This is a genomic window from Blautia massiliensis (ex Durand et al. 2017), assembly GCF_001487165.1.
GTDB classification, from domain to species: Bacteria; Bacillota; Clostridia; order Lachnospirales; family Lachnospiraceae; genus Blautia_A; species Blautia_A fusiformis.
This window is the reverse complement of record NZ_LN913006.1, coordinates 985,600-1,009,697: the sequence shown is the minus strand read 5'-3', so window position 1 is coordinate 1,009,697 and position 24,098 is coordinate 985,600. Positions and strand designations below refer to the sequence as shown.

The following is a 24,098-nucleotide window of genomic DNA, read 5'->3' as shown; positions in this document are numbered from 1 at the left end:
TTCTTCCTCCTATACGATTCCGGAGAATCCAAAGAATGCAATAGCCATCAGTGCTGCCGTAAGCAGAACGATCGGCATACCCTGGAAGGATTCCGGAATATCGTTGTATTCCATTTTTTCACGGATTCCTGCAAGTAATACAATTGCAATCAGGTAACCTACACCTGTGGCAAATCCGTTGACAACACTTTCAAGAATGCTGTATTCATATTTAACGTTGTTCAGTGCTACACCAAGAACTGCACAGTTTGTTGTGATCAGAGGAAGGTATACACCAAGTGCCTTGTAAAGGGATGGTACAAATTTCTTGAGAAACATTTCTACGATCTGTACCAGTGCCGCGATAACCAGGATAAATACGATCGTTTTCAGATACTCAAAATGGGTCGGTACCAGGATGAATTTATAAAGCAGTCCTGCAACAAAAGATGCAATAGTAATAACAAACACAACTGCACCACCCATGCCGGCTGCGGTTTCTGTTTTCTTGGAAACTCCAAGGAAAGAACAGATTCCCAGGAACTGACTCAATACAACGTTACTGCAAAGCGCAGAACCAATTGCGATCAACATCAAGCTTGCCATTTTCTATTCCCCCTTTTTATTCTTTGTCGGAAGGACATCCGCCGCAGGTCGCACAATTGGAGCCACAGCCGGACTGGATCTTGGAAACATCTTTGCCCTTCTTTGCCATGTTGATCTTTACTTTGTTCTGGATCGCTGCAAGTCCGGCAAGAACCAAAAATGCTCCAGGTGCAAGGATAAAGATAGTGATCGGGGTATAGCCGGCAGCACCGGTAGCTGCATCAGCAACCGGAATGATCTGTGCTCCGAAAGCCTTTCCAGAACCAAGGATCTCTCTTACAAGACCAATGGCAACCAGGCCCACTGTAAAGCCAAGACCCATTCCAAGTCCGTCAAAGATAGACGGAAGGACAGGGTTCTTGGAAGCATAACTCTCTGCACGTCCCAGAATGATACAGTTAACAACGATCAGTGGAATGTAAATTCCAAGTGACTCATAAAGAGAAGGAGTAAAGCCTTCCATCAGAAACTGTACGATAGTTACAAAAGATGCTACAACTACGATAAAGGCCGGCATTCTGACGGAGTCTGGAATAACCTTACGCAGCATGGAGATGAGCATGTTTGACATAACCAGAACTACGGTTGTGGAAAGTCCCATACCAATACCATTGATCGCAGAAGTCGTTACCGCAAGGGTAGGACACATACCAAGCATCAGGACGAAAATCGGATTTTCGGTTATAATGCCGTTTTTTAATCTTTCACCACAATTATTCATATTCAACTACCCTCCTAAAATGCGTTTTTGCAATAGCCGATAGCTGTATTGACTGCACCGGTAAAAGCTCTGGATGTGATGGTCGCACCACTGATAGCATCAATAGGCTCACCTTCGCCGCCGTCCTTGGATACATAGAATTTGTCGGTATTCTTTCCAACATACTGTTCCTGGAACTTCGCTTCTGTAGCACGCATTCCAAGTCCGGCAGTCTCACTGATGGAAAGAATGGAAACGCCGCTGACGGTACCGTCTTTTGTTACACCAACTGTGATCTGGATATCACCGCCGTAACCCTCTTTATCGGTTACAGTTACCACATAGCCTTCATCTGCTGCTTCACAGACTTCATCTACGGTTGCTTTGATTCCAAGATCTGCAACTGTTTTATCTGCTGCTTCCTTGTCTACATCTACAGCTTTAAAATCTTCCAGGCTTACATCACTGAATACAGTCTGCCATGCTTCTTTTTTTGCCTGTTCCTCGGTTCTTGCAATGGGTTCTTTGGTAACTTCGTAAACCAGTCCAAGGCCAAGGCCGGCAACTACTGTAATGATCGTAAGGATCAATGTATTTCTGATAATCTTACCCATTATTTCTTGCCTCCTTTTCCAAAAGCAACCGGTTTTGTTACTTTTTCAATAAGCGGAACCAGAAGATTGCAGAAAATGATCGCATAGGAAACGCCCTCTGCGGAACCACCAAAGAGACGGAATACCGCTGTCACGATACCGAGGCAGCAGCCATATACCAGCTGACCTTTCGGAGTGATCGGAGTCGTCACATAATCGGTTGCCATAAACCAGGCTCCAAGCATCAGACCTCCTCCAAAGATATGGCTGAAAAGATAGTTTACATCAAAGCCTTTGCCTGTTCCCAGCATATAGAAAATGACAAATATTGCAAAACTTCCAATATATGTAAGAGGTACCTTCAGATCGATGATCTTAAATGCAAGAAGGATCACTGCACCGATGAGGATCGCCAGGGCAGAAGTCTCACCGATGGTACCCTGGATATTACCAAGGAAGAGATTCTTTACAGGAATAGAAGTCCCCTCAATGAATCCCTGGCTTTTAAGCGCTGCCAGAGGTGTTGCCTGTGTAACCGCATCTACAACAGCATGGGAGCTTTTGGAAACTGCAAAGTTAGTCATTTTTCCGGCAAAAGAGATCATAAGGAAACATCTTCCTGCAAGAGCCGGGTTCATAAAGTTCTGTCCAAGTCCACCGAACAGCTGTTTTACAACAATGATCGCAAAAGCACTACCAAGGATCGGCATCCAGATCGGGATCTGGGGCGGCATGTTCAGTGCAAGCAGAAGTCCTGTTACAACTGCACTGAAATCAGTAGTTGTATTCTTTTTATGCATCAGTCGGTCATACAGCCATTCAAAAAACACACTGGATGCAACCGTCGCCAGCACTACAAGGAGTGCATGCACTCCAAAGTTCCAGATACCGAAAAGTGTTGTCGGCAGAAGTGCGATCACTACCAGCTGCATAATACGGCTGGTGGTCATTTTATCCCTGATATGGGGATTAGATGATACGTTATACATTTGTTCCATTGTTATTCCTCCCCCTATTTCTTTTTCTTGCGCTCTGCAAGAACCATTTTTCTCATAGATTTAATACTCTGAGTCAGAGGTCGTTTGGCCGGACAGATGTAACTGCAGCAGCCGCACTCGCAGCATTCCATACCATCCATTTTTTCGAAGCCTGCCATATCGCCGTGTTCTGCAAGAGTTGCAAGGCGGGCCGGAACCACATGGCCCGGACAGACGCTTACACAACGTCCGCAATTGATACATGCAGTCTGGATCTGCTTCGCCTCGGAAACTGCGTCACGCTCCAGGAAAAGCAGGGAAGAAGTTGTCTTCGTACATGGAATATGAAGATCATACAGCGCAAATCCCATCATCGGTCCGCCGGAGATTGCTTTTGCGATCTTTTCCTTCAGTCCGCCTGCAGCATCTACCAGTTCAGACAGATCTGTTCCTGTAAGAACGGAAAAGTTCTTCGGTGTACGGATACCATCTCCGGTAACCGTTACATTACGGCTGATAACCGGCTGTCCAAGGATCACTGCCTTATAAACAGAAGTGACGGTCTCTACGTTATCAACCACGCATCCTACGTCTGCCGGAAGCATGGTGGAATTGATCTCTCTGCCTGTTACCGCATAGATCAGTGTACGCTCACCACCCTGAGGGTATTTGGTCTTAAGCTCTTTTACTTCCATACGCTCTTTGCCTTTGATGGCTTCTTTCATCCTGGCAATACAATCCGGTTTGTTGTCCTCGATACAGATACATCCCACTGCCTTCGGGAAAGCTTTCAGGATTACTTCCAGACCACCAACAATGCTTTCCGGTTCTTCCATCATCCTTCGGTAGTCACTGGTAATATAAGGCTCACATTCCGCACCGTTGACCAGGATATGATCGATCTTGTCAGGTTCCTTTGGTGAAAGCTTTACATGTGTCGGGAAACCTGCACCACCCTGACCAACAACTCCGCCTTCCTGAATCCTTTTCAAGATATCCTCCTTGGAAAGATCCGAAAGCTTTGCAGGTGCATATTCCACAGATTCGTACAGACCGTCATTCTCAATGATGATTGCATCACCCATGGCGCCTACTGCGGTCAGACGTTTCTCGATTCCCTTTACGGTTCCTGATACAGACGAGTGTATCGGTGCGGAAACAAATCCTCCTGCTTCTGCGATTTTCTGTCCTGCAAGCACATGATCACCTTTTTTTACGATCGGCTTGGCCGGAGCTCCGATGTGCTGAGAAACAAGAATTGCCAGATCTCCCTTCGGCAGATACTTCTCGACAGGACAGTTTTTTGACAAATCTTTGCCGTCATAAGGATGGATACCACCCCTGAAGGTTAAAAATGCCATAGATCTCATCTCCTCCTTTATTTTTGCAAGTACATGTACATGGTATTTCTGCGTTGCGCATATACTCTTTTTTAAAGTTGATTCTGTGTTTCTGATTTTCCTTTTCTTATTTCATCCAAGACAAACAAGATCTATTTCGCTCCCATAAATCATTTCGCGAAACATTACCAGCAAACAGTAACAAAGTAGCTTCTGCTTTGAGCAGGATATGTATGAAAGGTTGAATCCAGACACGATCCTGTGATATACTTCGGTAGAAGATATTCATCAGCTCATAAAAAGCTGTAAATGAATAACTAATTTATGAAGCGATAATAGTCATTTTTTCACTGTCAATCCCTACATAAATCCAGTACCATTTCCTGTTTTTTATCATCAACTCTACTAATAACTATAACTCATTTCACTTTAAATTGCACTATTGAAAAGCAATTTTTTTGTGTATAATCAGATACAATCCATAAAGGAGAAAATTAACATGATCGTTAAAAAAATGCCGATTTTACAAGGATTTCCAGACTTTGAGACTGTTAAAAAATTGACTAAAAATCATGGATTTTCAGAGCGTTTTGTACCGCTTTTCTATGATATTGAAACTACAGGACTATCACGAAATTCCACTTTTCTGTATCTGATCGGTGCTGTAGCCTACGAAGAAAACAACTGGCAGATGTACCAGTGGATGATTGAAAACGAAGAGGAAGAACCTGAACTTCTGAAAACATTTTCTGAATTCCTTCAGGATTTTTCATGTACGATCCAATATAACGGTGACAGCTTTGACCAGCCTTATCTGGATGCACGATATCAGATCCACGGACTCTCTTCCCCTTTTGCAAAGCTGCCTTCTCTGGACCTTTACCGGGAACTAAAGCCACTCAAGGGACTTTTGAAGCTTTCACGGATGAATCAGCCTTCTATGGAATCATTTCTCGGTATCACTGAACGGAACTACTGTGATGGAGGTGCCTGCATCCGTCTTTACAAACAATTCGCTTCCGGAAAGAAACCGGAAGCGGCAGAGATCGTTATGGGACATAACCGGGAAGATCTTCTGGGACTTGGAAAAATTTTCTCCATGCTGTCCTATCTTGCTCTTTTCAATGAAGATTACGAAGCACTAAATTGTGAAATTCAAGACGATCAATTGGCCTTTACCATTAAAACTAATTACGATCTGCCTGTTGAATTTTCAAATCATAGTGAAGAATTCTACATAATCGGACAGAATAACCGTGTCCGTCTTCTTGTGAAGCTTCAAAATGGACGTTTAAAGCAATATTATTCCAATTATAAAGATTACGATTACATCCCTTCCGAAGACACTGCAATACCAAAAACCTTAAGTGCCTGCATGGACAAAAAGCTCCGAAGGCCTGCCAAAAGGGACAACTGTTATACTTGGTGTCCTGTAACAGAAGCTTTTCTGCATGATCCTTTAAAACAGAAAACCTATCTGAAACACTGCCTGCCATATTATCTTTCTGTTCTTAAATAATATCTCTCTGTTACGCAATTCCAATCAAAAAAAGGCCGTCACAATAAATGTGACGGCCTCTGAAATTCAAAATATTCAACTGCTGTACAGCTTCTGAGAAATTACTCCTCTGTCTGCTCTGCAGAATTATCCTCGAGTGCTTTCATGCTGAGGCTGATCTTTCTGTCTTCGCCATTGAAATCAACAACCTTAGCCTCGATCTCCTGACCGATGGAAAGTACATCAGATGGTTTCGCAACGTGCTCTCTGGAAATCTGAGATACATGAAGAAGAGCATCTACTCCAGGTGCAAGCTCAACAAATGCACCGAAATCTGTCATACGTGCAACTTTGCCCTTTACTACGTTTCCTACTGCGAAGTCCTCAGCAGCTGTAAGCCATGGGTTCTCCTCCGGGAATTTAAGGGAAAGTGCGATCTTGTCTCCGTTGATATCTTTGATAAGAACTGTAACTTTATCACCTACGTTGAATACCTTCTTCGGGTTCTCTACTCTGCCCCAGGACATCTCAGAGATGTGAAGAAGTCCGTCTGCTCCGCCGAGGTCGATGAATGCACCGAAATCTGTAACATTCTTAACAACACCCTCAACTTTATCGCCTACGTTAATCTTAGCAAGAAGCTCTTTCTGTTTCTCAGCTTTCTCAGCAAGAAGAAGCTGTTTGCGGTTACCGATGATACGGCGTCTTCTTGGGTTGAACTCTGTGATAACGAACTCGATCTCCTGATCTGCATATTTGGAAAGATCTTTCTCATATGTGTCAGATACAAGGCTTGCAGGAATGAATACTCTTGCTTCCTCAACATTGACACAAAGACCACCGTCAAGTACCTGTGTTACAGGAGCCTTCAGAACCTCCTGGTTCTCAAATGCCTCCTCAAGACGTTTGTTGCCTTTCTCTGCTGCAAGACGTTTGTAGGTAAGTGTAACCTGTCCCTCTCCGTCGTTTACTTTGAGAACCTTTGCTTCCATGGTATCGCCAGGTTTAACAACGTCTGTAAGCACAACGCTTGAATCGTTTGTGTACTCGTTCTTTGTGATGATACCGTCTGCTTTATAGCCGATATTCAGGATGATCTCATCATCTTTAACATCGATGACGGTACCCTGTACGATCTCTCCATTTCTGATTGTTTTTACGGAATCTTCCAGCATCTGTTCAAAACTTAACTCTGACATGTTCTTGAACCTCCTCAATAATTTTCTTTGGGGTGGAAGCCCCTGCTGTAATACCTACACAACTACTGCATTGGAACATTTCAGAATCCAAGTCTACAGGTGTTTGTATATAGTAAGTATTTCCACATTCCTTTTTACATATTTCAAACAGCTTTTGAGTATTGGAGCTATGTCGGCCACCTACGACCAACATAGTGTCTACCTCTCCGGCTATCGCTTTAGCTTCTTTCTGCCGTTCTTCGGTAGCATTACAAATAGTGTTTAAAATATTTAAAATATTTAAAACATTATTATCATAACTCTTTTTGCGGAGAATTTCAACTAATTCTTGAAATTTGTTGTAATTAAATGTCGTCTGGGACACTACACATACTTCTTTTTCCGGAGAAATATTGAATTTCTCAGCATCCTCAGCATTTCTGATCACAGTATATGGTCCCTGACACCATCCGCAGATCCCCTGGACTTCCGGATGATCCGGATCACCAATGATCACAATATGGGCACCTCTGGAGCTTTCTCTCTCAACGATCTTGTGGATCTTCAGCACAAAAGGACAGGTAACATCTACATATCCGAGACCATATTTTTTGATCGTGTTATAAATCTTGCGGCCTACTCCATGGGAACGGATCACAACAGTGCCGCCCTTCAGGCTGCCAAGATCCTTCTCACAGATCACAGCCACACCTTTTTTTTCGAGATCTGAGACAACCTCCTCATTATGGATGATCGGGCCCAGTGTATAAATCGGTGCTGCATCGGAACCGATCAGCTCATAAACACGGTCAACTGCTCTTTGTACGCCGAAACAGAAGCCGGCAGTTTCTGCAACTTTTACATTCATCCGTTCACCCTTTTTCTGTATACGGAAAGGATACTCTCAACCACTTCGTCAATTCCCATCTCAGATGAATCAACAAGAACAGCATCCTCTGCTTTTTTAAGCGGAGAAACCGCGCGGTTCATATCTCTCTCATCTCTGTCAACGATATCTTTCAGGATCTCATCCATATCGCAGGCTTCACCCTTCTCTGTAAGCTCCAGGTATCGTCTGCTGGCACGGGTCTTTGCACTTGCAGTCAGAAAGATCTTCACTTCCGCATTGGGAAGAATGGTGGTTCCGATATCTCTTCCGTCCATAACTACATTATTCTCGGCTGCAAGATTGCGCTGCAGCTTCAGAAGATGTGCACGCACCTCCGGATTTGCAGAGCTTACAGATGCCATATTTCCTACCTCTTCCTTACGGAGGAACGCAGTTACATTCTTTCCGTTAAGGATCACCTGCTGCTCACCGTTCTCATAACGGATAGAGATATCCGCATCGTGACAGGCTTCAGAGATTTTTTCGTCACCGCTGATCCCTTTTTCCAGAAGATAAAGTGCCATGGCACGATACATTGCCCCTGTATCTACATAAATAAAGGACAGCTCCTTTGCCACTTTTTTTGCAATTGTGCTTTTTCCTGCACCTGCCGGTCCGTCAATTGCAATATTAATACCCATAATCGTTGCTCCTTCCTCTTTTCTGTTATTCTATCGCCTGAGCTGCCGCATACGCTGTAGACCATGCGATCTGAAGATTATAGCCACCGGTCACTGCATCCAGATCCAGTACTTCACCTGTAAAATACAGATTTTTTATTTTTTTGGATTCCATTGTGGATGGCTGTATCTCTTTTACTGACACACCGCCTCTTGTGATGATCGCTTCCTTAAACTCTCCCATTCCCGTGATCGTAAACGGAAAAGCCTTGATCAGACGGCCAAAAGCCTGACGCTCTTCCCTGGAGATCTCATGTACCGGTTTTTCCCCGGGGATACCGCCAATTTCGATCATGATCGGAGTCAGAGAAGACGGAAAAAGAACACCGATCACATTTTTAAACTGCTTGTTATGATTTGCATCAAATTCACGCAGGATCCGGGCGTCAAGCTGTTCTGCATCAAGCGCCGGCTTCAGATCCAGGAAAGCCTCCAAAGGCTCCTTTTCCAGCTTTTTGCCGATCTGGGCACTGGCGGAAAGGATCAGCGGTCCTGTCACTCCGAAATGAGTAAACATCATCTCGCCGAAATCTTTATAGAGAACTTTTTTGCCGGATTTTACTGTAAGCTCCACATTCCGGAGGGAAAGGCCCTGAAGTTTGGAGACATAATCTTCTTTTGCCACCAGTGGTACCAGTGATGGTGACTGGGAAATAACTTTATGTCCCGTCTCAGCAGCAAAACGATATCCATCTCCTGTGGAACCTGTGGACGGGTAGGAAAGCCCTCCTGTGGCAACTACCACAGTATCCGCTTCAAAAAAGGTACCGTCCGAAAGTAATACACCGGTAACTTTTTCATCCTGTGTACAAACTTCCTTTACCTCTGTATGAAGATGGATCTGCGCTCCGGCTTTTTTCAGTTCCCGCTCAAGCGCACGGATAATATCTGATGAATGATCCGATACCGGAAAAACCCGGTTTCCACGCTCTGTTTTCAGCGGCACTCCTGCCTCCTCAAAAAATTCCATCACATCTCTGCTTCCATAGGTGTAGAAAGCACTGTAAAGAAATTTGCGGTTTGACATCACTGCCGGAAAAAGTTCTTCGGTATCGGAATCATTGGTGACGTTGCATCGTCCCTTTCCGGTGATGAAAAGCTTTTTTCCGAGTTTCTCATTTTTTTCCAGTATGTGAACCTGGTGTCCTCTGCGCGCAGCATATACACCGCAGAGCATTCCGGCGGCACCGCCGCCTATGATCGCAACTTTGGACATTACCTGTTATCCTGCCTTTTTTATCTTTTTTATGCACAAAGGAGCCTGCATACAGCAAGCTCCTTTTCCTGTTTTGAAATGCATCTGCATTTCTATGTGTGCTTTATACCGGGTATGCGCCGTTCTTGGTATCTGCTACAGTCTCATCAACTTTTGTCTTCTGAGCCTGGCGATATTTAAAGAAGTCCATGGCAACCTGCGGGAACAGTGCATATGTGAGAACATCCTCATCCTGCTCCTTGTACTGTGCCATCTCGCTCTCAAGCTTATCAAGCTCATCCTCCAGAAGATCTGCCGGACGGCATGTGATCGGTTCAATATCGCCGATACATTTTTTCTGTACTTCCGGATTGAACGGTCTGGCTGTTGCGCCATACTTACCACTTAACACGTCTTTTGTCTCTTTTGTGACAACCTTGTAACGCTCGCCCATGATCACGTTAAATACAGCCTGTGTACCAACGATCTGAGAGGACGGTGTAACAAGCGGTGGCTCACCAAGGTCTTTACGTACACGCGGAACTTCCTCAAGTACTTCGTAGAATTTATCCTCGGCATGCTGCTCTTTCAGCTGTGATGTCAGGTTGGAAAGCATTCCACCTGGTACCTGATACAGAAGAGTCTTGATGTTTACACCAAGGTTCTTCGGATTGAGAAGACCTGTATCAAGAGCCTCATCACGCATCGGACGGAAGTAGTCAGCGATCTCAGCGAGAAGCTGCTGATCAAATCCTGTATCATATGGTGTTCCCTTGAAGGTCTCAACCATAACCTCTGTTGCAGGCTGGGATGTTCCAAGAGCAAACGGAGACATTGCTGTGTCGATGATGTCAACACCTGCCTCTACTGCCTTCATATATGTCATGGAAGCAACACCGGATGTATAGTGAGAATGAAGATCGATCGGGATCTTAACAGTCTCTTTGAGAGCCTGAACAAGCTCTGTAGCTTTGTACGGAACAAGAAGTCCTGCCATATCTTTGATACAGATGGAATCTGCACCCATATCTTCGATACGTTTTGCAAGATCTGTCCAGTAATCAAGTGTGTAAGCATCACCAAGTGTGTAAGCCATTGCAACCTGTGCATGTGCTTTCTCCTTGTTTGCTGCTTTTACAGCTGTCTGAAGGTTACGAAGGTCATTCATACAGTCAAAGATACGGATGATATCGATACCGTTAGCTGCGGATTTCTGTACAAAATACTCTACTACATCATCTGCATATGGACGATATCCAAGGATGTTCTGTCCACGGAACAGCATCTGAAGCTTTGTGTTTTTGAAACCGTCACGAAGTTTACGAAGTCTTTCCCACGGATCCTCTTTCAGGAAACGTAAGGAAGCATCGAAAGTAGCACCGCCCCAGCACTCTACTGCATAGTAGCCGACTTTGTCAAGCTTCTCAATGATCGGAAGCATCTGCTCTGTGCTCATACGTGTAGCGATCAGGGACTGATGAGCGTCACGCAGGATCGTTTCCACAACTTTCACAGGTTTTTTCTCTATTTCTGCCATAATTATTCTCCTTACAAATTTTTATAAGACAATGGGTTAGACACCAAAAATCGCCATGAATGTACCGGCAGCAACCGCTGTACCGATAACACCAGCAACGTTCGGTCCCATCGCATGCATCAGCAGGAAGTTTGTAGGATCTGCCTCAGCACCAACCTTCTGGGATACACGGGCTGCCATAGGAACGGCAGAAACACCGGCTGATCCGATCAGAGGATTGATCTTTCCGTGAGTAACCTTGCAGAGAAGCTTACCAAGCATAACACCACCAAAAGTACCGCAGGCAAAGGCAACAAGACCAAGAACTACGATCTTCAGTGTATCTACGTTCAGGAACGCCTCAGCACTTGTGGAAGCACCTACAGATGTTCCGAGAAGGATTACTACGATGTACATAAGAGCGTTGGAAGCTGTTTCAGAAAGCTGTTTAACAACTCCGGACTCACGGAACAGGTTTCCGAGCATCAGCATACCAACAAGGGGAGCTGTTGTCGGAAGGATCAGGCAAACAACGATTGTGATAACGATCGGGAAAAGGATCTTCTCAAGTTTTGTAACAGGGCGGAGCTGCGCCATTTTGATCTTACGCTCTTTCTCTGTTGTGAATGCCTTCATGATCGGAGGCTGGATGATCGGTACCAGAGACATATAGGAATATGCTGCTACTGCGATCGGTCCCATAAGAGAAGACTGTCCAAGCTTACCTGCAAGGAAAATGGAAGTCGGGCCGTCAGCACCACCGATGATAGAGATCGCTGCTGCTGCTTTACCATTAAATCCAAGGAAAATTGCAAGGAAGTATGCAAGGTAAATACCAAGCTGTGCAGCTGCTCCCATCAGGAAGCTGATCGGGTTTGCGATCAGCGGACCGAAGTCTGTCATCGCACCGACACCCAGGAAGATCAGTGAAGGAAGAATACTCCACTCATCCATTAAGTAAAAATAATGAAGAAGTCCGCCAACGCCATTGGATGAATCCTCAATGCTCAGCATAATGTCCGGATAAATATTTACCAGAAGCATACCAAAAGCGATCGGAACCAACAGCAGCGGCTCAAAACCATGTTTAATGGCAAGATATAAGAACACACATGCCACTGCGATCATCAGGTAGTTTCCCCAGGTAAGGTTGAAAAATGCTGTCTGATGGATCAGGTTTGACAGGGTATTTGTTACATAAGACATTTGTCTACCTCCTGTTTAGTTCATTGTTGCAAGAGTATCTCCATTTTCAACGGCAGCACCCTCTGCAACATCGATGCTGGCGATTGTTCCGTCCTGAGGAGCAACAACCGGGATCTCCATCTTCATGGACTCAACGATCACTACGCTGTCACCAGCTTTTACACTCTGTCCAACAGATGCAACGATTTTTACAACTTTTCCAGGAACGGCTGCGGAAACTTTAACAGAACCTGCGCCTGCTGCCGGAGCTGCTGCCTTAGGAGCTGCTGCCGGAGCTGCCTTAGGAGCCGGAGCTGCTGCTTTTGGTGCTGCTGCAACTGGAGCTGCTGCGTTTCCGTTCTCTTCTACAGTAACTTCATATGCTGTTCCGTTAACAGTAATTGTATAACTCTTCATTTTAAAATCCTCCTAAATAATGATTATCTTTTTCTGCGGTTGACTTTGCGGATGGAACGTACTACGAATCCGTCTGTGCTTGTTTTGCCTTCAGAAGCAGCGATCGCTGCGGCGATCACGGCAATAAGCTCACCATCATCTGTCACATCTTCAACAGCAGGCTCAGCAACTGGTGCTGCAACCGGAGCCGGTGCTGTGGCTGCTGGAGCCGGTTTGCTCTCTTTTTTCTTTCCTTCCACAAGTCCGGGAATATATTTGAAAAGAGAGATCACGAAGATCAGGAATACCAGGATCACAAATACTGTTCCGAGACCCATCACTGTATTCATCGCTGCCTTCTCCATGTTCTGTGCCAGTGTATAATTCACATCAACTGTAAGAGAAGTCGGGGTTCCTGATTTATCAAATACATAAGTGAAATTCGCTTTGTTTTTCTCGAAGGATACCGGAACAACAACGGTATACTGATCATCGGAATACTCCACTGTGATATCTTTCTCCTCGATATCACCTTTTTTCTCACCAAGCTCTTCTCTGGAGCCATCCCATGCACTTGCAGCACTCTGTGTGAAAGCATCCTCTGATTCCAGATATCCCTGGATATCATCCTCGGACATTGCGATGATCGCATCCGTCAGGCCCTTGGTTGTTGTGACAAGCTGACTCTTTACAGAATCATCAATCTCATCAGCAGCCCATGCAGTAGCTGTGCATCCGATCAGAAGTGCAGCTACGCAAAGAAGTGCCATGCAGACAGAAGAGATCTTTTTATAAAACTGTCTCATACGCTCACCTCACTTAGACTGTTCCATGCTTTTTGGATGGACGGTCTTCCCTTTTTGTGAACAGCATCTCAAAAGCACCGATTACATATTTTCTTGTATCTTCTGCTTTGATCACAGTATCCACATATCCTCTTGCTGCTGCAGATGCGATACCGTTCTGGAGTTCTTTGTACTCAGCTGCCTTCTCATTCAGTGTAGAAGCGTCAGCTCCCTCATACATGATCTTTGCTGCAAGGGAAGCATCCATCATACCGATCTCAGCTGTATCCCATGCATAAACCATATCTGCTCCGACAGATTTGCTGTTCATGGCAACGTATGCAGTTCCGTATGCTTTACCAATTACAACATTTACCTTCGGTACAGTCGCAGATGCAAAAGCATGTACCATCTCACCCACAGATTTAGCCATCATCTTCTCATTGCAGAGTGTAGCTTTAAATCCTGTTACATTAGTAAGAGTAAGTACCGGAATCTCAAAAGCATCACAGAATTTTACGAAGTCTGCTGCTTTTCTTGCACCTCTTGCAGAAAGAGTTCCGTCGGAAATCTCTGTCTTATTGCCATCAGCATCGTAAGATTCGCTTCTGTTTGCAACAGCGCCAACGGTAGCTCCGTTCAGACGAAGGAAGCCTGTTACGACATCCTGGCCGTAAGCTGCCTTTGTTTCAAAAAACTCACCATTATCAGCGATTCTTGAAAGCGCAATAGCTGTGTCGCCTGTGCAGCCTGCAATATCATCACATACTCTGTTCAGGTCATCTGTGCATTCCTTGAAGCTGTCATTGTCTTCATTGTTCTCTGGAAGCATGCTGACCAGTGTACGGATCTGTCCAAGGATCTCCTCTTCTGTTCCGATGCCGTCAACAAGTCCTGTCTCCTCGCTCTGGAACTGTGCGGAAGCTGAATCGCATTTTTCCACTCTGTTTCCTTCCAGTGCATTTGGAGTGTTTACAAACAGTCTGCCCTTCTTCTCCTCTACAAATGTAAAGTCTGTAAGAGCCGGTACAACTGCCATTCCACCGCCGCATGTTCCGAAAACAGCAGTGATCTGTGGAATAACACCGGATGCCAGTGTCTGTTTCAGATAGATCTCACCAAATGCCTCAAGTGCATCGGTAGCCTCCTGAAGACGAAGTCCCGCACAGTCTACAAGACCGATAACCGGTGCTCCAACTTTCAGAGCGAGATCATAAATTTTGGCGATCTTTTTGGCATGCATCTCACCAACTGTTCCGTTCAGTACAGATGCATCCTGGCTGTATACATACACCAGACTGCCGTCAATCACACCATATCCGGTGATCACACCGTCTGAAGGTGCTTTTTTTTCAGTCATGTTGAAATCCGTAGCTCTGGCTGTGACAGCCTGTCCGATCTCAACAAAACTGTTGGCGTCAAGCAGGGAATCGATCCTTGCAGCCGCTACGCTTTGTGTCGCATTACTCATTATACTATGCCCTCCATTTTTTTATTAATATAACCAAAAATTCAGCCGAGTATAATTGTACCTTTTTTTTGCAGAAAATTCAATACTTTTCGTCACGAACGTTAAAAAATTAACCCCTGACATATGCCAGGGGTCGCTAAATTAATGGAAATAATCCTTAAATACTTTATCCACATACCATTTATAGGTAATTCTGTCGATTTTGTCATCGGCGGTTACAAGGCAGGAAAGGAGTTCTTTTCCGTTGAGCTTTGCATGGAGTGTACCGATCTTCTGGTTTTTCTGTATTGGTGCCGGGAGCTTATCCGGAAGCTCCGTTTCCCATGTGATCGTTTCTGTTTTTTTCAGAAGATATCTTTTCTCACGATCTTTTTCAGAAAGTACTGCGTGTATTTTCAGCATAACCTGTTTGGGAGGATATCCGGAATGATCGGACTTTTGCGGATATGGATCTTCTTTTCCCGGTGCTGCTTCTGTTACCGGGATCTCAGGCAGCTGCGGAAGCTCCGGCAGCATCATATACTGATAATTTTCCCTGCCATAGGAAAGGAGCTTCTTAGTATCGCTCCATTTATAATTTTTATTTCCGGGCCATCCGCATCCCAGAAGAGCCACGATAAATAATCGCTCGTCCTGTCGGACTGCGCAGACATAACAATATCCGGCATTTCCTGTAAATCCTGTTTTTCCGGAGATCACTCCTGTTTCCATATCCAGGAAAGCATTGGTATTATGTACCGAATAATGCTTTTTTCCTGAGATATCCGTGAAAGTATAATCTCTAGTCTGGGTAATATGGACAAATGTTGCATTTTTTATTGCATACGCCATGATCAAGGCAAGATCCCGGGCTGTTGTATGATGGATACCGCCTTCATCTTCTCCATCCAGACCATTGGGTGTAACAAAATGTGTGTCCTTACATCCCAGCTCTTTTGCTTTTTCATTCATCTTCTCTGCAAAACCTTCTACGGAGCCACCGATATGTTCCGCGATGGCCACTGCGGAATCATTATGGCTTTTCAGCATCAGTGAATAGAGAAGATCCTCCAGATAAAACTGCTGGCCTTCCCGCATGCCAAGACGTGTCTGTGGCTGAGATGCCGCATTCCCGGAAACCTGTACGTAATCATCTCCCTTTGCCAGCTCCAGAGCAAGAATACAGGTCATTACCTTTGTGGTGCTGGCATTCGGCCGTCCTTTGTATGCTTCTTTTCCGTACAGCACACGGCCGTTCTCCCCATCCATAAGAACTGCAGAAAGTGCATATAGATTTTCGTCATCTGCCGCCTTTACCGGAAAGATCTGACAAATAATAAGGACCGCTGTCACCAGCACGACAGCGGCCATACGCCGTTTGCTCATAATGCATCACCCCGTACACGGTTCATATAACTGTTTACAGTAACTGTTATATTTAATTTTATGCGGGGATAGCATTCAGATATCACTTGTATCTATTGTCTGCCGGGATCGATCATCCGTTAAAGGTCAGATCCCATCTGTCAGAAAGATGTCCTGGCCTGACTGCAAGTGCAGCAAGCTCTTCCAGCATATCCGGCGCCTTGGCAAGTGCCTCTTCCATCAGACTGTCCAGTTTAAGAAGCTCCTCCTTACAGTCGATCTCCGGCTCCGGGCTCATAAAAAATTCGGTAATAAACGCAGATATCTTTTTTCCTGCGGGGGAAAGGGCATGTTCCGAAAGGCGTCTCTTCCTTCCTCCATCATCACATACCAAAATACAGGTGAATATCTTCATCATTTTCAATGACAGATAAATGTTCCAGGTACGGATCGCCGGCAATACCTGGTGGATCGTCCATGCACTGAGAAAACTGGCACGGATCCCATGAGACGGATAAAAACGCAATGGATCTTTGCCGGTTTCATACATCAGCATACGATCAAATTCCTTCTCAAAGAGCGTATGTGAGACTTTCCCCTCGGCAGCTACCTGATTGACGTAAGGATGACAGGTAGAATCCAGGATATAATGACATCCGAACCCCAGCAGATAAGCCATCAGTGCAGGATTTTTTTCCTCCCGGACCTTCGCCATGCCCTTTTCAAAGAATTCTCTTGCTTTCCTTCCATGCATCTGCACTCCGTACTGTGTCACCGGATTTTTGGATATAAAATAATAAAACAGGATATCCGGACCATGCTGTCCGATCCGGTACAGATTTCCGTTGCTTCGGATCAGATGCTGTAATTTTGCGGAAAGTTTCCGGTAAACCCTTTTTCCAAAAAGATCATGTGCGTATGTTGTGGGCATTTTTGTCACTCCTCTTCTGTTTCCTGATCTGTCCGGCAGGTCCCGGTAAACCGGCATCTGTCCGTGTTATTTGTTATACGTCCAGCTTCAGCTGGATCTCTTCCTCTGCTTCCGCCTTGAAATCCTCCAGCTGGACCGGATCCATTTCCGGAAGGTCTTCCAGCCCCTGGACACCAAAGCAGCGCAGAAATTCTTCGGTGGTTCCCAGGAGGATCGGGCGACCCGGAGCATCCAGACGTCCAAGTTCTCTCACCAGATCATAATCCATCAGTTTATTGATGGCATGATCACATTTTACCCCTCGGATCTTTTCGATTTCTGCTTTTGTAACGGGCTGTTTGTAGGCAATGATCGAAAGGGTTTCAAGCATAACGTCTGTCAGCGTGGGTTTCTTTGGCTGCGCTGCGATCCGGATAAGAGAATCATAGTATTCTTTTTTTGTACAAAGCTGAAAGGAGTTTTCGAGCTCTATGATCTGGATCCCCCGTTCTTCTTCCTGATAACGGATCATCATATTTCGGATGATATTTTCCGTTGTTGTCGGATCCTGACGGATCGCTCTGGCAATACGGGGTAATTCCACTGCTTCTCCCATTGCAAACAGGATGGCTTCGATTTCTCCTTCAATTCGTTTGATTTCCACTTATTGTCCTCATTCCTACTATATTATTCATCTGCGAACTCTGTCAGATTCTTCCATGTGTCCGGATCCGTGATAACTTCCACATGAATATCATCAAAAAGATCTTCCTGTTCTGCATGAACATGTCCCATTTTCATCAATTCCAGAATTGCCAGAAATGTCACGATCAGCTGTATTTTGGAATGCTGGTTTTCCATCAGCCTGCGAAAGCTGAATTTTCGGTGAGTTTTTGCATATTCCTTCATTTCCAGCAATTTATCGGAAAGTGATATTTCCTCTTTTTCGATCCTTCCGAATTTACTTCGGATTGGGTCGATCTTATTTTCCTGTCTGCGGATCAAAGCCTGATAGATCGCACTCATCCGCTCCAGTGTCAGACCCCGGAGAAGTTCCTGGGGATCAGACGGTGGAGTATACTGCAGCACTTCTTCCGGAAGATCCTGTTTTCGGTAATAAACCCCTGCCGCATCTCCAAGCCTGTCCCGTAATTCATAGGACATATATTTGTACATTTTATATTCCAGCAGCTTCTGCACAAGCTCTGCTCTGGGGTCCTCCTCTTCTCCTTCCTCATTCACTTCTTTCGGAAGAAGCATTTTACATTTGATATCCAGAAGAGTGGCTGCCATGACAAGAAATTCACTCATGATCCCCAGATCTTCTTTTTCCATGGAATGCAGATATTCCATATACTGATCTGTGATCTCCACAATAGGAATATCATAGATATCGATCTTGTTTTTGTCGATCAGGTGAAGCAGAAGATCCAGAGGGCCTTCAAATACATTCAGCTTAACAGATAATGCCATAGGGTTTCCTCATTTCATTTTTTCGGAAGGTTTTATATCGATCACCAGCAGTTCCCTTGGATTATGGATCCGAAGGGGGATGGTATGTTCTCCAAGTCCAGCACTGACGATCATATGCTGATCCCCTTTGTGAAAGTCTCCACAGCAAAACGGTGGAAGGAACAGATATTGAGGAGATGAAAGGCCGTAATGTTCACTGAGGCGGACAACGCCTCCGTGATAGTGTCCGGACAGGATCAGATCCGCGCCCCATTCAAAATAGGTTTTTCCGTATTTTGGATTATGTGCCAGCAGGATCTGCATCCCTTTATCTTCAGGTTTTCCGATCAGTTCTTCCATCACTTCTTTTTTCAGCTTCGGTGATCTCGGCTTGTGATAATATTCGATGGGAAGCTCCAGGCCCCAGAAACAGAAACGCTCTCCCTTCAGGACCATAGCTTCATGTCCGTTCCTTAAAATATGCACACCAGCTTTTTTCAGTGCCTTTTCATATTTCGCATAATATGGCCGATATTCTTCGGAAAGGAACATTTTATATTCATGATTACCAAGTGCATAATACACGGGAAAATCCCCTGCAAGCTCTGTCAGCAGCTTACATGCAGTTACCAGAGTATCCGTTTCTGTACGTACAGCCATGTCGCCGGCAGAAAGTATCACGTCCGGAGCAAGCTTTCGGATCGTCTCTGTCAGCCGTATATTGTCTTTTCCGTAGGATATTCCGTGAAGATCCGCAAGAAGGATCATCCGCACGCCCTGTGGAGCATGGATCTTGTCCATATGGATCTCATATTGTTTGATTCTGAATTTTTTCATATTATTTTCCAAATCCGCAGTTTGGGAAAGTACAAACCGGACAGTTCAGACAAAGTCCGCCCTCTCCCAGCCTGGCGATCTCCTCTGCCTTGATCTCATCATCCGCCATTACTCTGGGCAGGATCAGATCAAATACCGTTCTTTTTGCGTACATGACGCAGCCCGGAAGTCCAAGTACCGGTATGGATCTTCCGTTCCTCTCAAGATATGCCACAAGCAGCATAGCTCCCGGAAGTACAGGTGCTCCATAGGTTACGATCTTTGCTCCGGTATTCCGGATCCCGCCCGGAGTACGATCATCGGGATCCACACTCATTCCGCCGGTACAGATGATCAGATCTGCTCCTGCATCTGCGAAAGAAAGAATTGCCTTTGTGATCTCTTCCTTATCATCTCCCGGCATCACCTGGCCTGTCACTTCTGTCGGAAACCCGGAAAGCTTTTCCCGGAGTACCGGTGTGAAGGTATCCTGGATCAGTCCTTTTTTGATCTCACTTCCGGTTGTGACGATCCCTACTTTTTTCTGCTGGTAAGGGAGAATGTCAAAGATCGGAAGATTTCCTGCTGCCTTCTCTGCTGCATCCATTTTCTCTTTCTCGATCACAAGCGGAATGATCCTGGTTCCTGCAACCTTATCACCTTTTTTTATCGGAAAATCGCCATGTCTGGAAGCAATCATCATTTCTCCCAGAGAATTCACAGCCACAAGTGCATCACGACGTATTTTCAGAATACCATCGATCTTTGATACCACCTCGATCTTACCTTCTTTGATCTCAGTTCCATGTACTTTGGAAGAATTTCCAGCACAGATTTTGTAAAGGATCTCTGCAGCTTCATTTTCGTGAAGAATCCCCGTTTTTTTCTCCCACACAAAAAGGTGTTCTTTTCCTACAGAGAGCAACAGTGGTATATCCTCTTCTTTCACTACATGCCCCTTTTTGAAAAGAACGCCTTTTTTCTCATCTTTTATGATCTGCGTGATATCATGGCACAGAATGTGTCCCACTGCATCTTCTGTTCTGATCTCTTTCATCCAAAATCCCTTCCCTGTTCTGTTATTTCTTCAATCCGTTGTATTATACATCCAGTCTGCCCTTTTTGTCAAAATATGTTGCAGGCATCACAAAAGAAATGCCTGACAGGTTCTTTCCAGCCAGTCATGGTATCCGGCCTTTTTTATTGTTTCCCCGTACAGGATATCCAGACTACCGATCTTTTTCCCATCCTGATAGTATTCCTGTGCCCCTGCTTTCTGCCCTTTTTTCACCGGCGCACTTTGTTCTTTGGGAAGGATCAACTTTTTCTTAACATTGTCAGGTTTCGTTCCATCTGTGCTGATATATCGGAATTTCCCTCTATATACAAGCGGAACCTGCTCTTTGACTCCTTTGCGGAGCTTCATAGGTTTCAGTGGCTCCAGAGCATCATCCAGATACAATGTGCATTTAGAAAAGCCGTAATTTAAAAGAGCTGCTGCATCCCGGAATCTTGTTTTCGGGTCCGGTGCGGCCATCACTGAGGCGATCAGTGTGATCCCATTTCGTTCTGCCACAGCACTGAGACAGTATTTTGCAATACTGGTGCTGCCTGTTTTAAGTCCCATACACCCCTCATAGCTGCGCAGCAGTTTATTTGTGTTGGTCAGCGTAAATTTCGAGGAGCCTTTTCTGGTAACATGTGTGATATCCTCCATCCAGACAGATGAATATGTAAGAACTTCCGGATATCTGCTGATGAGCTCCCTGCTCATAAGTGCAATGTCATAGGGAGTTGTATAATGCTCCTGTGATTCCGTCAGCCCGCAGCAATCCACAAAATGAGTATTTTTCATTCCAAGATCCTTCGCCCTCTCGTTCATCCTCTCCACAAAGGCTTGTTCTGTTCCCGCAACATGCTCCGCCATAGCTACGCTGGCATCATTTCCGGAAGCAATCACAATACATTTGATCATGGTTTCTACAGTCTGCTTTTCCCCTTCTTCCAGAAATACCTGAGACCCTCCCATGGATCTGGCATAAGCACTGGTGGTAATGCTATCCTCCAGATGCAGGGTTCCCTCACGGATAGCATCAAAGATCAGGATCAATGTCATGATCTTTGTAATACTGGCCGGGCTTCTTCGGGTGTCAGGATCCTTGGAATAGATCACTGTACCGGTTTCTTTTTCCATAAGGACTGCACCCGGCGCTTCGATCAGCTGCTGTGCTTTTCCACTATCTTCCGTTTCTCCCCTGACACCAACGGGTGTCAGAGCCAGGCATAAGACTAAAATACAGATCAAAAGACTTTCCGGAACACTTCTGTTCATAAGCTCACTCCTGCCGCAAACATCTCTGTTCTATTGTAAAAGCTTTCCTGAAAGATTATTCCTGAAATTCTGAAAAAGTATAGATTCCGGTCCGTATTCCTGTATCTTTCACTCTGCATCGCTTTGCTTTTTCAGTTCTTCGTCATACAGCTTAACACCTGTTTCACAATTTCCAGCAGCATATTTTCTTGCATAATTCGCTGCATCGATCGCCTCAGATGCATTGTTACATTCTTTGGTGATCAGATAGATCCCTGTGCGGACACAGAGCTCCATATCCGGATATTTCTCTTTCATCTGCCGTAAGAACTCCTGATTGGTCTTTAAAACAGATGTTTCCGGATCAACATCCATATCACATGGAGTGAAAAGGATAAAATGATCAGAGATCGCCCTGGTAAAATATACATCCATATCTGTTTTTAGAACGCTTATCACATACTCGGAAAACTGCCGCAGGATCTGATCTCCCACACGATATCCGTATTTTGCATTAATACGTTTAAATTTTTCAAAATCGGTATATATCACTGCATGTCCCGGCCCGTAACCTCCGATCAGCATTTTCTCCACATTTTCGCGAAATCTTGAAAAAGAAGACAATCCGGTAAGCTGATCCCGTCCGGATTCTGCAGCAATGCTACGATAAGCACTGTTAAATGCTTGGTTCTTGGCATAATGCGCAGAAATGATCTTGGTCACTTCTCCCAATAGCTTACGATCTTCTCTGGACCAGAGCCTTTTTTCCTGGCAGGTCACGTATGCAATGGCCCCTGTATAGCTTCCCTCACAGTACATGGCAGCACAGACTACGGTTTTTGCTCCGCACTGTAACACATTCTTTCTTCTCTGTTCCGAATATTCAGCCAGATCATTCTCCTGAATCACCACAGTACCATATTCATCATTGTGGCGAAACAATGTGATAAAATCACTTTTTGAAAAATGTATCTCATCTATCAAAAGCCTGTATTCTTCTTCCGAAACCCATTGAAAAACCCTGTTTATTTTCTGCTCTGCCACCTTGGTATGCAGGACTGTGATCCGGTTAAGCCGGAATTTCAGACCGATCACTTTCATCAGAAGTTCAATCGCTGCCTGAAAGCTGCTCATTTTTTCAAATATTTCAAATGCAGTAGAAACAATATCATTATGAAGATATCTGGCATCTATCTCAACACCCTCGTATAATTCCTGCTTTTCCTCTGTCTTATCCTCAAAACGTCTCAGATTATCACAGAAAGCATAGCGGTTTTTTCCATTTTTCTTTGCCTGGTAAAGTGCCCAGTCTGCATTTTCAAAGAGCTGCTGATATGTATATCCGGAAACATTTTCCGGAAGAAAGCAGATCCCCACACTGCAGGTTGCCAGATACGTGGTTCCCGGAAATTTAAGTTTCTGCACTTCCCGTATCAGTTTTCCTGCCTTTTTCATGATCGCTGCATGGCTGATATCCTTCAAAAGGATCACAAATTCATCGCCACCCAGACGCATGATCACATCATTAATGTCGAACAAAGCCACAAACAGCTCCGCAAAACGTTTCAGGACTTCATCACCGAACATATGTCCGTAAGTATCATTTACATTTTTAAAATAATCTACATCAAGCACCATCATCCCGCATCCTGCATAGGGATTTCTGGATGCAAGGTATTCATCGATCAGTTCTTTTCCGAAAAAGCGGTTATACACTCCGGTCAGAGGATCTTTCTGGGCACGTTCCTCAAGAAATTCTTCCTGCAGCTTCTCCCTGGTGATATCTCTGGAGCTTCCTATGAAATAATGATATCCGGTATTTTTATCCTGTGCTATAAATCCCCGTACTGTCAGAAGACTCGCATTACCGTCTTTATTGATACACCGCACTTCTATCGTCCCGCCTTCCCGGGATGTCAGAAAATCCGTCAGGTACTTCCAGTCGTCTTTATAAACATTGCTGTATTTCTGTCCACTGGTCTTAAAATCCGTAATATTTTTTACAGGTCTCAGGTATTCATCCAAACGTTCATATATATCCGTCTCCTGACAGTACTGAAAAAGCTTCAGTGTAGTATTTCGATAAATGCAAGCGTATTTTTCCAATGTATCCCGAATATCAAAAACGGGATTTTTTTCGTCTGTTTTCATCATCGACCTCCCAGAGAGTTCTTGAGTTCACAGTATTTGTAAAAAAGTATACCATATCTTTGGGTATATATGTAGTTCTTTTATTTCTTTTTACAGTTTGTTTTTTACTATATAAAATACGCTGCG

At 44.7% G+C, this 24,098-nt stretch carries 23 protein-coding genes; 1 reads left to right on the top strand and 22 read right to left on the bottom strand.

Going from position 1 to position 24,098, the window contains the following annotated elements; translation table 11 throughout:
• Positions 1-9 precede the first annotated feature (9 nt).
• The 5 genes from BN3261_RS05600 to rsxC are packed head-to-tail and all read right to left on the bottom strand — an operon-like array spanning position 10 to position 4,216.
• The gene (locus BN3261_RS05600) at positions 10-585 is read right to left on the bottom strand and encodes an electron transport complex protein RnfA (protein ID WP_015524884.1); all 576 of its coding nucleotides are present in this window, start codon (positions 583-585) and stop codon (positions 10-12) included.
• A 16-nt stretch (positions 586-601) separates the two neighbouring features.
• Positions 602-1,306 carry an electron transport complex subunit RsxE gene (gene rsxE / locus BN3261_RS05595; RefSeq protein WP_015524883.1) on the bottom strand — a complete coding sequence of 235 codons (705 nt, stop codon included), beginning with the start codon at positions 1,304-1,306 and terminating at the stop codon, positions 602-604.
• Positions 1,307-1,320: 14 nt separating this feature from the next.
• On the bottom strand, positions 1,321-1,899 hold the full coding sequence (locus BN3261_RS05590; RefSeq protein WP_015524882.1) for an RnfABCDGE type electron transport complex subunit G: 579 nt from the start codon (positions 1,897-1,899) through the stop codon (positions 1,321-1,323).
• A complete protein-coding gene (locus BN3261_RS05585; protein WP_059085673.1) occupies positions 1,899-2,876 on the bottom strand; it encodes an RnfABCDGE type electron transport complex subunit D in 978 nt (325 codons plus the stop codon). The genes BN3261_RS05590 and BN3261_RS05585 overlap by 1 nt, the downstream gene beginning before the upstream one ends.
• A 14-nt stretch (positions 2,877-2,890) precedes the next feature.
• Positions 2,891-4,216 (bottom strand): electron transport complex subunit RsxC, encoded by a 1,326-nt coding sequence (gene rsxC / locus BN3261_RS05580; RefSeq protein WP_021650509.1) that lies wholly within the window; start codon positions 4,214-4,216, stop codon positions 2,891-2,893.
• A 478-nt stretch (positions 4,217-4,694) separates the two neighbouring features.
• Between rsxC and BN3261_RS05575 the strand changes: the two genes are divergently transcribed.
• A complete protein-coding gene (locus BN3261_RS05575; protein WP_059085672.1) occupies positions 4,695-5,714 on the top strand; it encodes a ribonuclease H-like domain-containing protein in 1,020 nt (339 codons plus the stop codon).
• Between the two features lie 101 nt (positions 5,715-5,815).
• Here BN3261_RS05575 and rpsA read toward each other — a convergent pair whose 3' ends face one another.
• The 17 genes from rpsA to BN3261_RS05490 form a co-directional block, all read right to left on the bottom strand.
• A complete protein-coding gene (gene rpsA / locus BN3261_RS05570) occupies positions 5,816-6,892 on the bottom strand; it encodes a 30S ribosomal protein S1 (RefSeq protein ID WP_015524876.1) in 1,077 nt (358 codons plus the stop codon).
• The gene (ispH, locus tag BN3261_RS05565; protein WP_059085671.1) at positions 6,873-7,739 is read right to left on the bottom strand and encodes a 4-hydroxy-3-methylbut-2-enyl diphosphate reductase; all 867 of its coding nucleotides are present in this window, start codon (positions 7,737-7,739) and stop codon (positions 6,873-6,875) included. Before ispH ends, rpsA begins: the two co-directional genes overlap by 20 nt.
• Complete coding sequence (gene cmk / locus BN3261_RS05560) at positions 7,736-8,401, bottom strand: (d)CMP kinase (protein WP_015524874.1); 666 nt, start codon at positions 8,399-8,401, stop codon at positions 7,736-7,738. The genes ispH and cmk overlap by 4 nt, the downstream gene beginning before the upstream one ends.
• 25 nt (positions 8,402-8,426) lie before the next feature.
• The gene (locus BN3261_RS05555; RefSeq protein ID WP_059085670.1) at positions 8,427-9,656 is read right to left on the bottom strand and encodes a BaiN/RdsA family NAD(P)/FAD-dependent oxidoreductase; all 1,230 of its coding nucleotides are present in this window, start codon (positions 9,654-9,656) and stop codon (positions 8,427-8,429) included.
• A gap of 103 nt (positions 9,657-9,759) precedes the next feature.
• Positions 9,760-11,172: an oxaloacetate decarboxylase subunit alpha gene (locus BN3261_RS05550; RefSeq protein ID WP_015524872.1), complete on the bottom strand. Its 1,413-nt coding sequence runs from the start codon at positions 11,170-11,172 to the stop codon at positions 9,760-9,762.
• 36 nt (positions 11,173-11,208) lie between these two features.
• Positions 11,209-12,357, bottom strand: coding sequence for a sodium ion-translocating decarboxylase subunit beta (locus tag BN3261_RS05545; RefSeq protein WP_015524871.1), 1,149 nt, complete (start codon positions 12,355-12,357; stop codon positions 11,209-11,211).
• 15 nt (positions 12,358-12,372) lie between these two features.
• A complete protein-coding gene (locus BN3261_RS05540; RefSeq protein WP_015524870.1) occupies positions 12,373-12,753 on the bottom strand; it encodes a biotin/lipoyl-containing protein in 381 nt (126 codons plus the stop codon).
• 23 nt (positions 12,754-12,776) lie between these two features.
• Positions 12,777-13,538, bottom strand: a complete 762-nt coding sequence (locus BN3261_RS05535) for an OadG family transporter subunit (protein WP_059085669.1) — start codon at positions 13,536-13,538, stop codon at positions 12,777-12,779.
• A 13-nt stretch (positions 13,539-13,551) separates the two neighbouring features.
• Positions 13,552-14,988: an acyl-CoA carboxylase subunit beta gene (locus BN3261_RS05530; RefSeq protein WP_022426761.1), complete on the bottom strand. Its 1,437-nt coding sequence runs from the start codon at positions 14,986-14,988 to the stop codon at positions 13,552-13,554.
• A gap of 141 nt (positions 14,989-15,129) precedes the next feature.
• Positions 15,130-16,353 (bottom strand): D-alanyl-D-alanine carboxypeptidase family protein, encoded by a 1,224-nt coding sequence (locus BN3261_RS05525; protein ID WP_235812345.1) that lies wholly within the window; start codon positions 16,351-16,353, stop codon positions 15,130-15,132.
• Between the two features lie 112 nt (positions 16,354-16,465).
• Positions 16,466-17,263, bottom strand: a complete 798-nt coding sequence (locus tag BN3261_RS05520) for a zinc dependent phospholipase C family protein (protein ID WP_059085668.1) — start codon at positions 17,261-17,263, stop codon at positions 16,466-16,468.
• Positions 17,264-17,336: 73 nt separating this feature from the next.
• Positions 17,337-17,906, bottom strand: coding sequence for an SMC-Scp complex subunit ScpB (scpB, locus tag BN3261_RS05515; protein ID WP_022426764.1), 570 nt, complete (start codon positions 17,904-17,906; stop codon positions 17,337-17,339).
• A gap of 23 nt (positions 17,907-17,929) precedes the next feature.
• Complete coding sequence (locus BN3261_RS05510; protein ID WP_059085667.1) at positions 17,930-18,715, bottom strand: segregation and condensation protein A; 786 nt, start codon at positions 18,713-18,715, stop codon at positions 17,930-17,932.
• A gap of 9 nt (positions 18,716-18,724) precedes the next feature.
• Positions 18,725-19,531: a metallophosphoesterase gene (locus BN3261_RS05505; protein ID WP_059085666.1), complete on the bottom strand. Its 807-nt coding sequence runs from the start codon at positions 19,529-19,531 to the stop codon at positions 18,725-18,727.
• Between the two features lies 1 nt (position 19,532).
• Positions 19,533-20,567 carry a molybdopterin-binding protein gene (locus BN3261_RS05500; protein WP_059085665.1) on the bottom strand — a complete coding sequence of 345 codons (1,035 nt, stop codon included), beginning with the start codon at positions 20,565-20,567 and terminating at the stop codon, positions 19,533-19,535.
• Between the two features lie 87 nt (positions 20,568-20,654).
• Positions 20,655-21,842, bottom strand: a complete 1,188-nt coding sequence (locus BN3261_RS05495) for a D-alanyl-D-alanine carboxypeptidase family protein (RefSeq protein ID WP_059085664.1) — start codon at positions 21,840-21,842, stop codon at positions 20,655-20,657.
• A 108-nt stretch (positions 21,843-21,950) separates the two neighbouring features.
• Positions 21,951-23,972, bottom strand: a complete 2,022-nt coding sequence (locus BN3261_RS05490) for a GGDEF domain-containing protein (RefSeq protein WP_059085663.1) — start codon at positions 23,970-23,972, stop codon at positions 21,951-21,953.
• Positions 23,973-24,098: the final 126 nt, after the last annotated feature.

Excerpts from the sequence above, each read along its gene's own strand:
- BN3261_RS05600 (WP_015524884.1), bottom strand. The coding sequence starts at position 585 with ATGGCAAGCTTGATGTTGATCGCAATTGGTTCTGCGCTTTGCAGTAAC.
- rsxE (WP_015524883.1), bottom strand. The coding sequence starts at position 1,306 with ATGAATAATTGTGGTGAAAGATTAAAAAACGGCATTATAACCGAAAAT.
- BN3261_RS05590 (WP_015524882.1), bottom strand. The coding sequence starts at position 1,899 with ATGGGTAAGATTATCAGAAATACATTGATCCTTACGATCATTACAGTA.
- BN3261_RS05585 (WP_059085673.1), bottom strand. The coding sequence starts at position 2,876 with ATGGAACAAATGTATAACGTATCATCTAATCCCCATATCAGGGATAAA.
- rsxC (WP_021650509.1), bottom strand. The coding sequence starts at position 4,216 with ATGGCATTTTTAACCTTCAGGGGTGGTATCCATCCTTATGACGGCAAA.
- BN3261_RS05575 (WP_059085672.1), top strand. The coding sequence starts at position 4,695 with ATGATCGTTAAAAAAATGCCGATTTTACAAGGATTTCCAGACTTTGAG.
- rpsA (WP_015524876.1), bottom strand. The coding sequence starts at position 6,892 with ATGTCAGAGTTAAGTTTTGAACAGATGCTGGAAGATTCCGTAAAAACA.
- ispH (WP_059085671.1), bottom strand. The coding sequence starts at position 7,739 with ATGAATGTAAAAGTTGCAGAAACTGCCGGCTTCTGTTTCGGCGTACAA.
- cmk (WP_015524874.1), bottom strand. The coding sequence starts at position 8,401 with ATGGGTATTAATATTGCAATTGACGGACCGGCAGGTGCAGGAAAAAGC.
- BN3261_RS05555 (WP_059085670.1), bottom strand. The coding sequence starts at position 9,656 with ATGTCCAAAGTTGCGATCATAGGCGGCGGTGCCGCCGGAATGCTCTGC.
- BN3261_RS05550 (WP_015524872.1), bottom strand. The coding sequence starts at position 11,172 with ATGGCAGAAATAGAGAAAAAACCTGTGAAAGTTGTGGAAACGATCCTG.
- BN3261_RS05545 (WP_015524871.1), bottom strand. The coding sequence starts at position 12,357 with ATGTCTTATGTAACAAATACCCTGTCAAACCTGATCCATCAGACAGCA.
- BN3261_RS05540 (WP_015524870.1), bottom strand. The coding sequence starts at position 12,753 with ATGAAGAGTTATACAATTACTGTTAACGGAACAGCATATGAAGTTACT.
- BN3261_RS05535 (WP_059085669.1), bottom strand. The coding sequence starts at position 13,538 with ATGAGACAGTTTTATAAAAAGATCTCTTCTGTCTGCATGGCACTTCTT.
- BN3261_RS05530 (WP_022426761.1), bottom strand. The coding sequence starts at position 14,988 with ATGAGTAATGCGACACAAAGCGTAGCGGCTGCAAGGATCGATTCCCTG.
- BN3261_RS05525 (WP_235812345.1), bottom strand. The coding sequence starts at position 16,353 with ATGAGCAAACGGCGTATGGCCGCTGTCGTGCTGGTGACAGCGGTCCTT.
- BN3261_RS05520 (WP_059085668.1), bottom strand. The coding sequence starts at position 17,263 with ATGCCCACAACATACGCACATGATCTTTTTGGAAAAAGGGTTTACCGG.
- BN3261_RS05510 (WP_059085667.1), bottom strand. The coding sequence starts at position 18,715 with ATGGCATTATCTGTTAAGCTGAATGTATTTGAAGGCCCTCTGGATCTT.
- BN3261_RS05505 (WP_059085666.1), bottom strand. The coding sequence starts at position 19,531 with ATGAAAAAATTCAGAATCAAACAATATGAGATCCATATGGACAAGATC.
- BN3261_RS05500 (WP_059085665.1), bottom strand. The coding sequence starts at position 20,567 with ATGAAAGAGATCAGAACAGAAGATGCAGTGGGACACATTCTGTGCCAT.
- BN3261_RS05495 (WP_059085664.1), bottom strand. The coding sequence starts at position 21,842 with ATGAACAGAAGTGTTCCGGAAAGTCTTTTGATCTGTATTTTAGTCTTA.
- BN3261_RS05490 (WP_059085663.1), bottom strand. The coding sequence starts at position 23,972 with ATGAAAACAGACGAAAAAAATCCCGTTTTTGATATTCGGGATACATTG.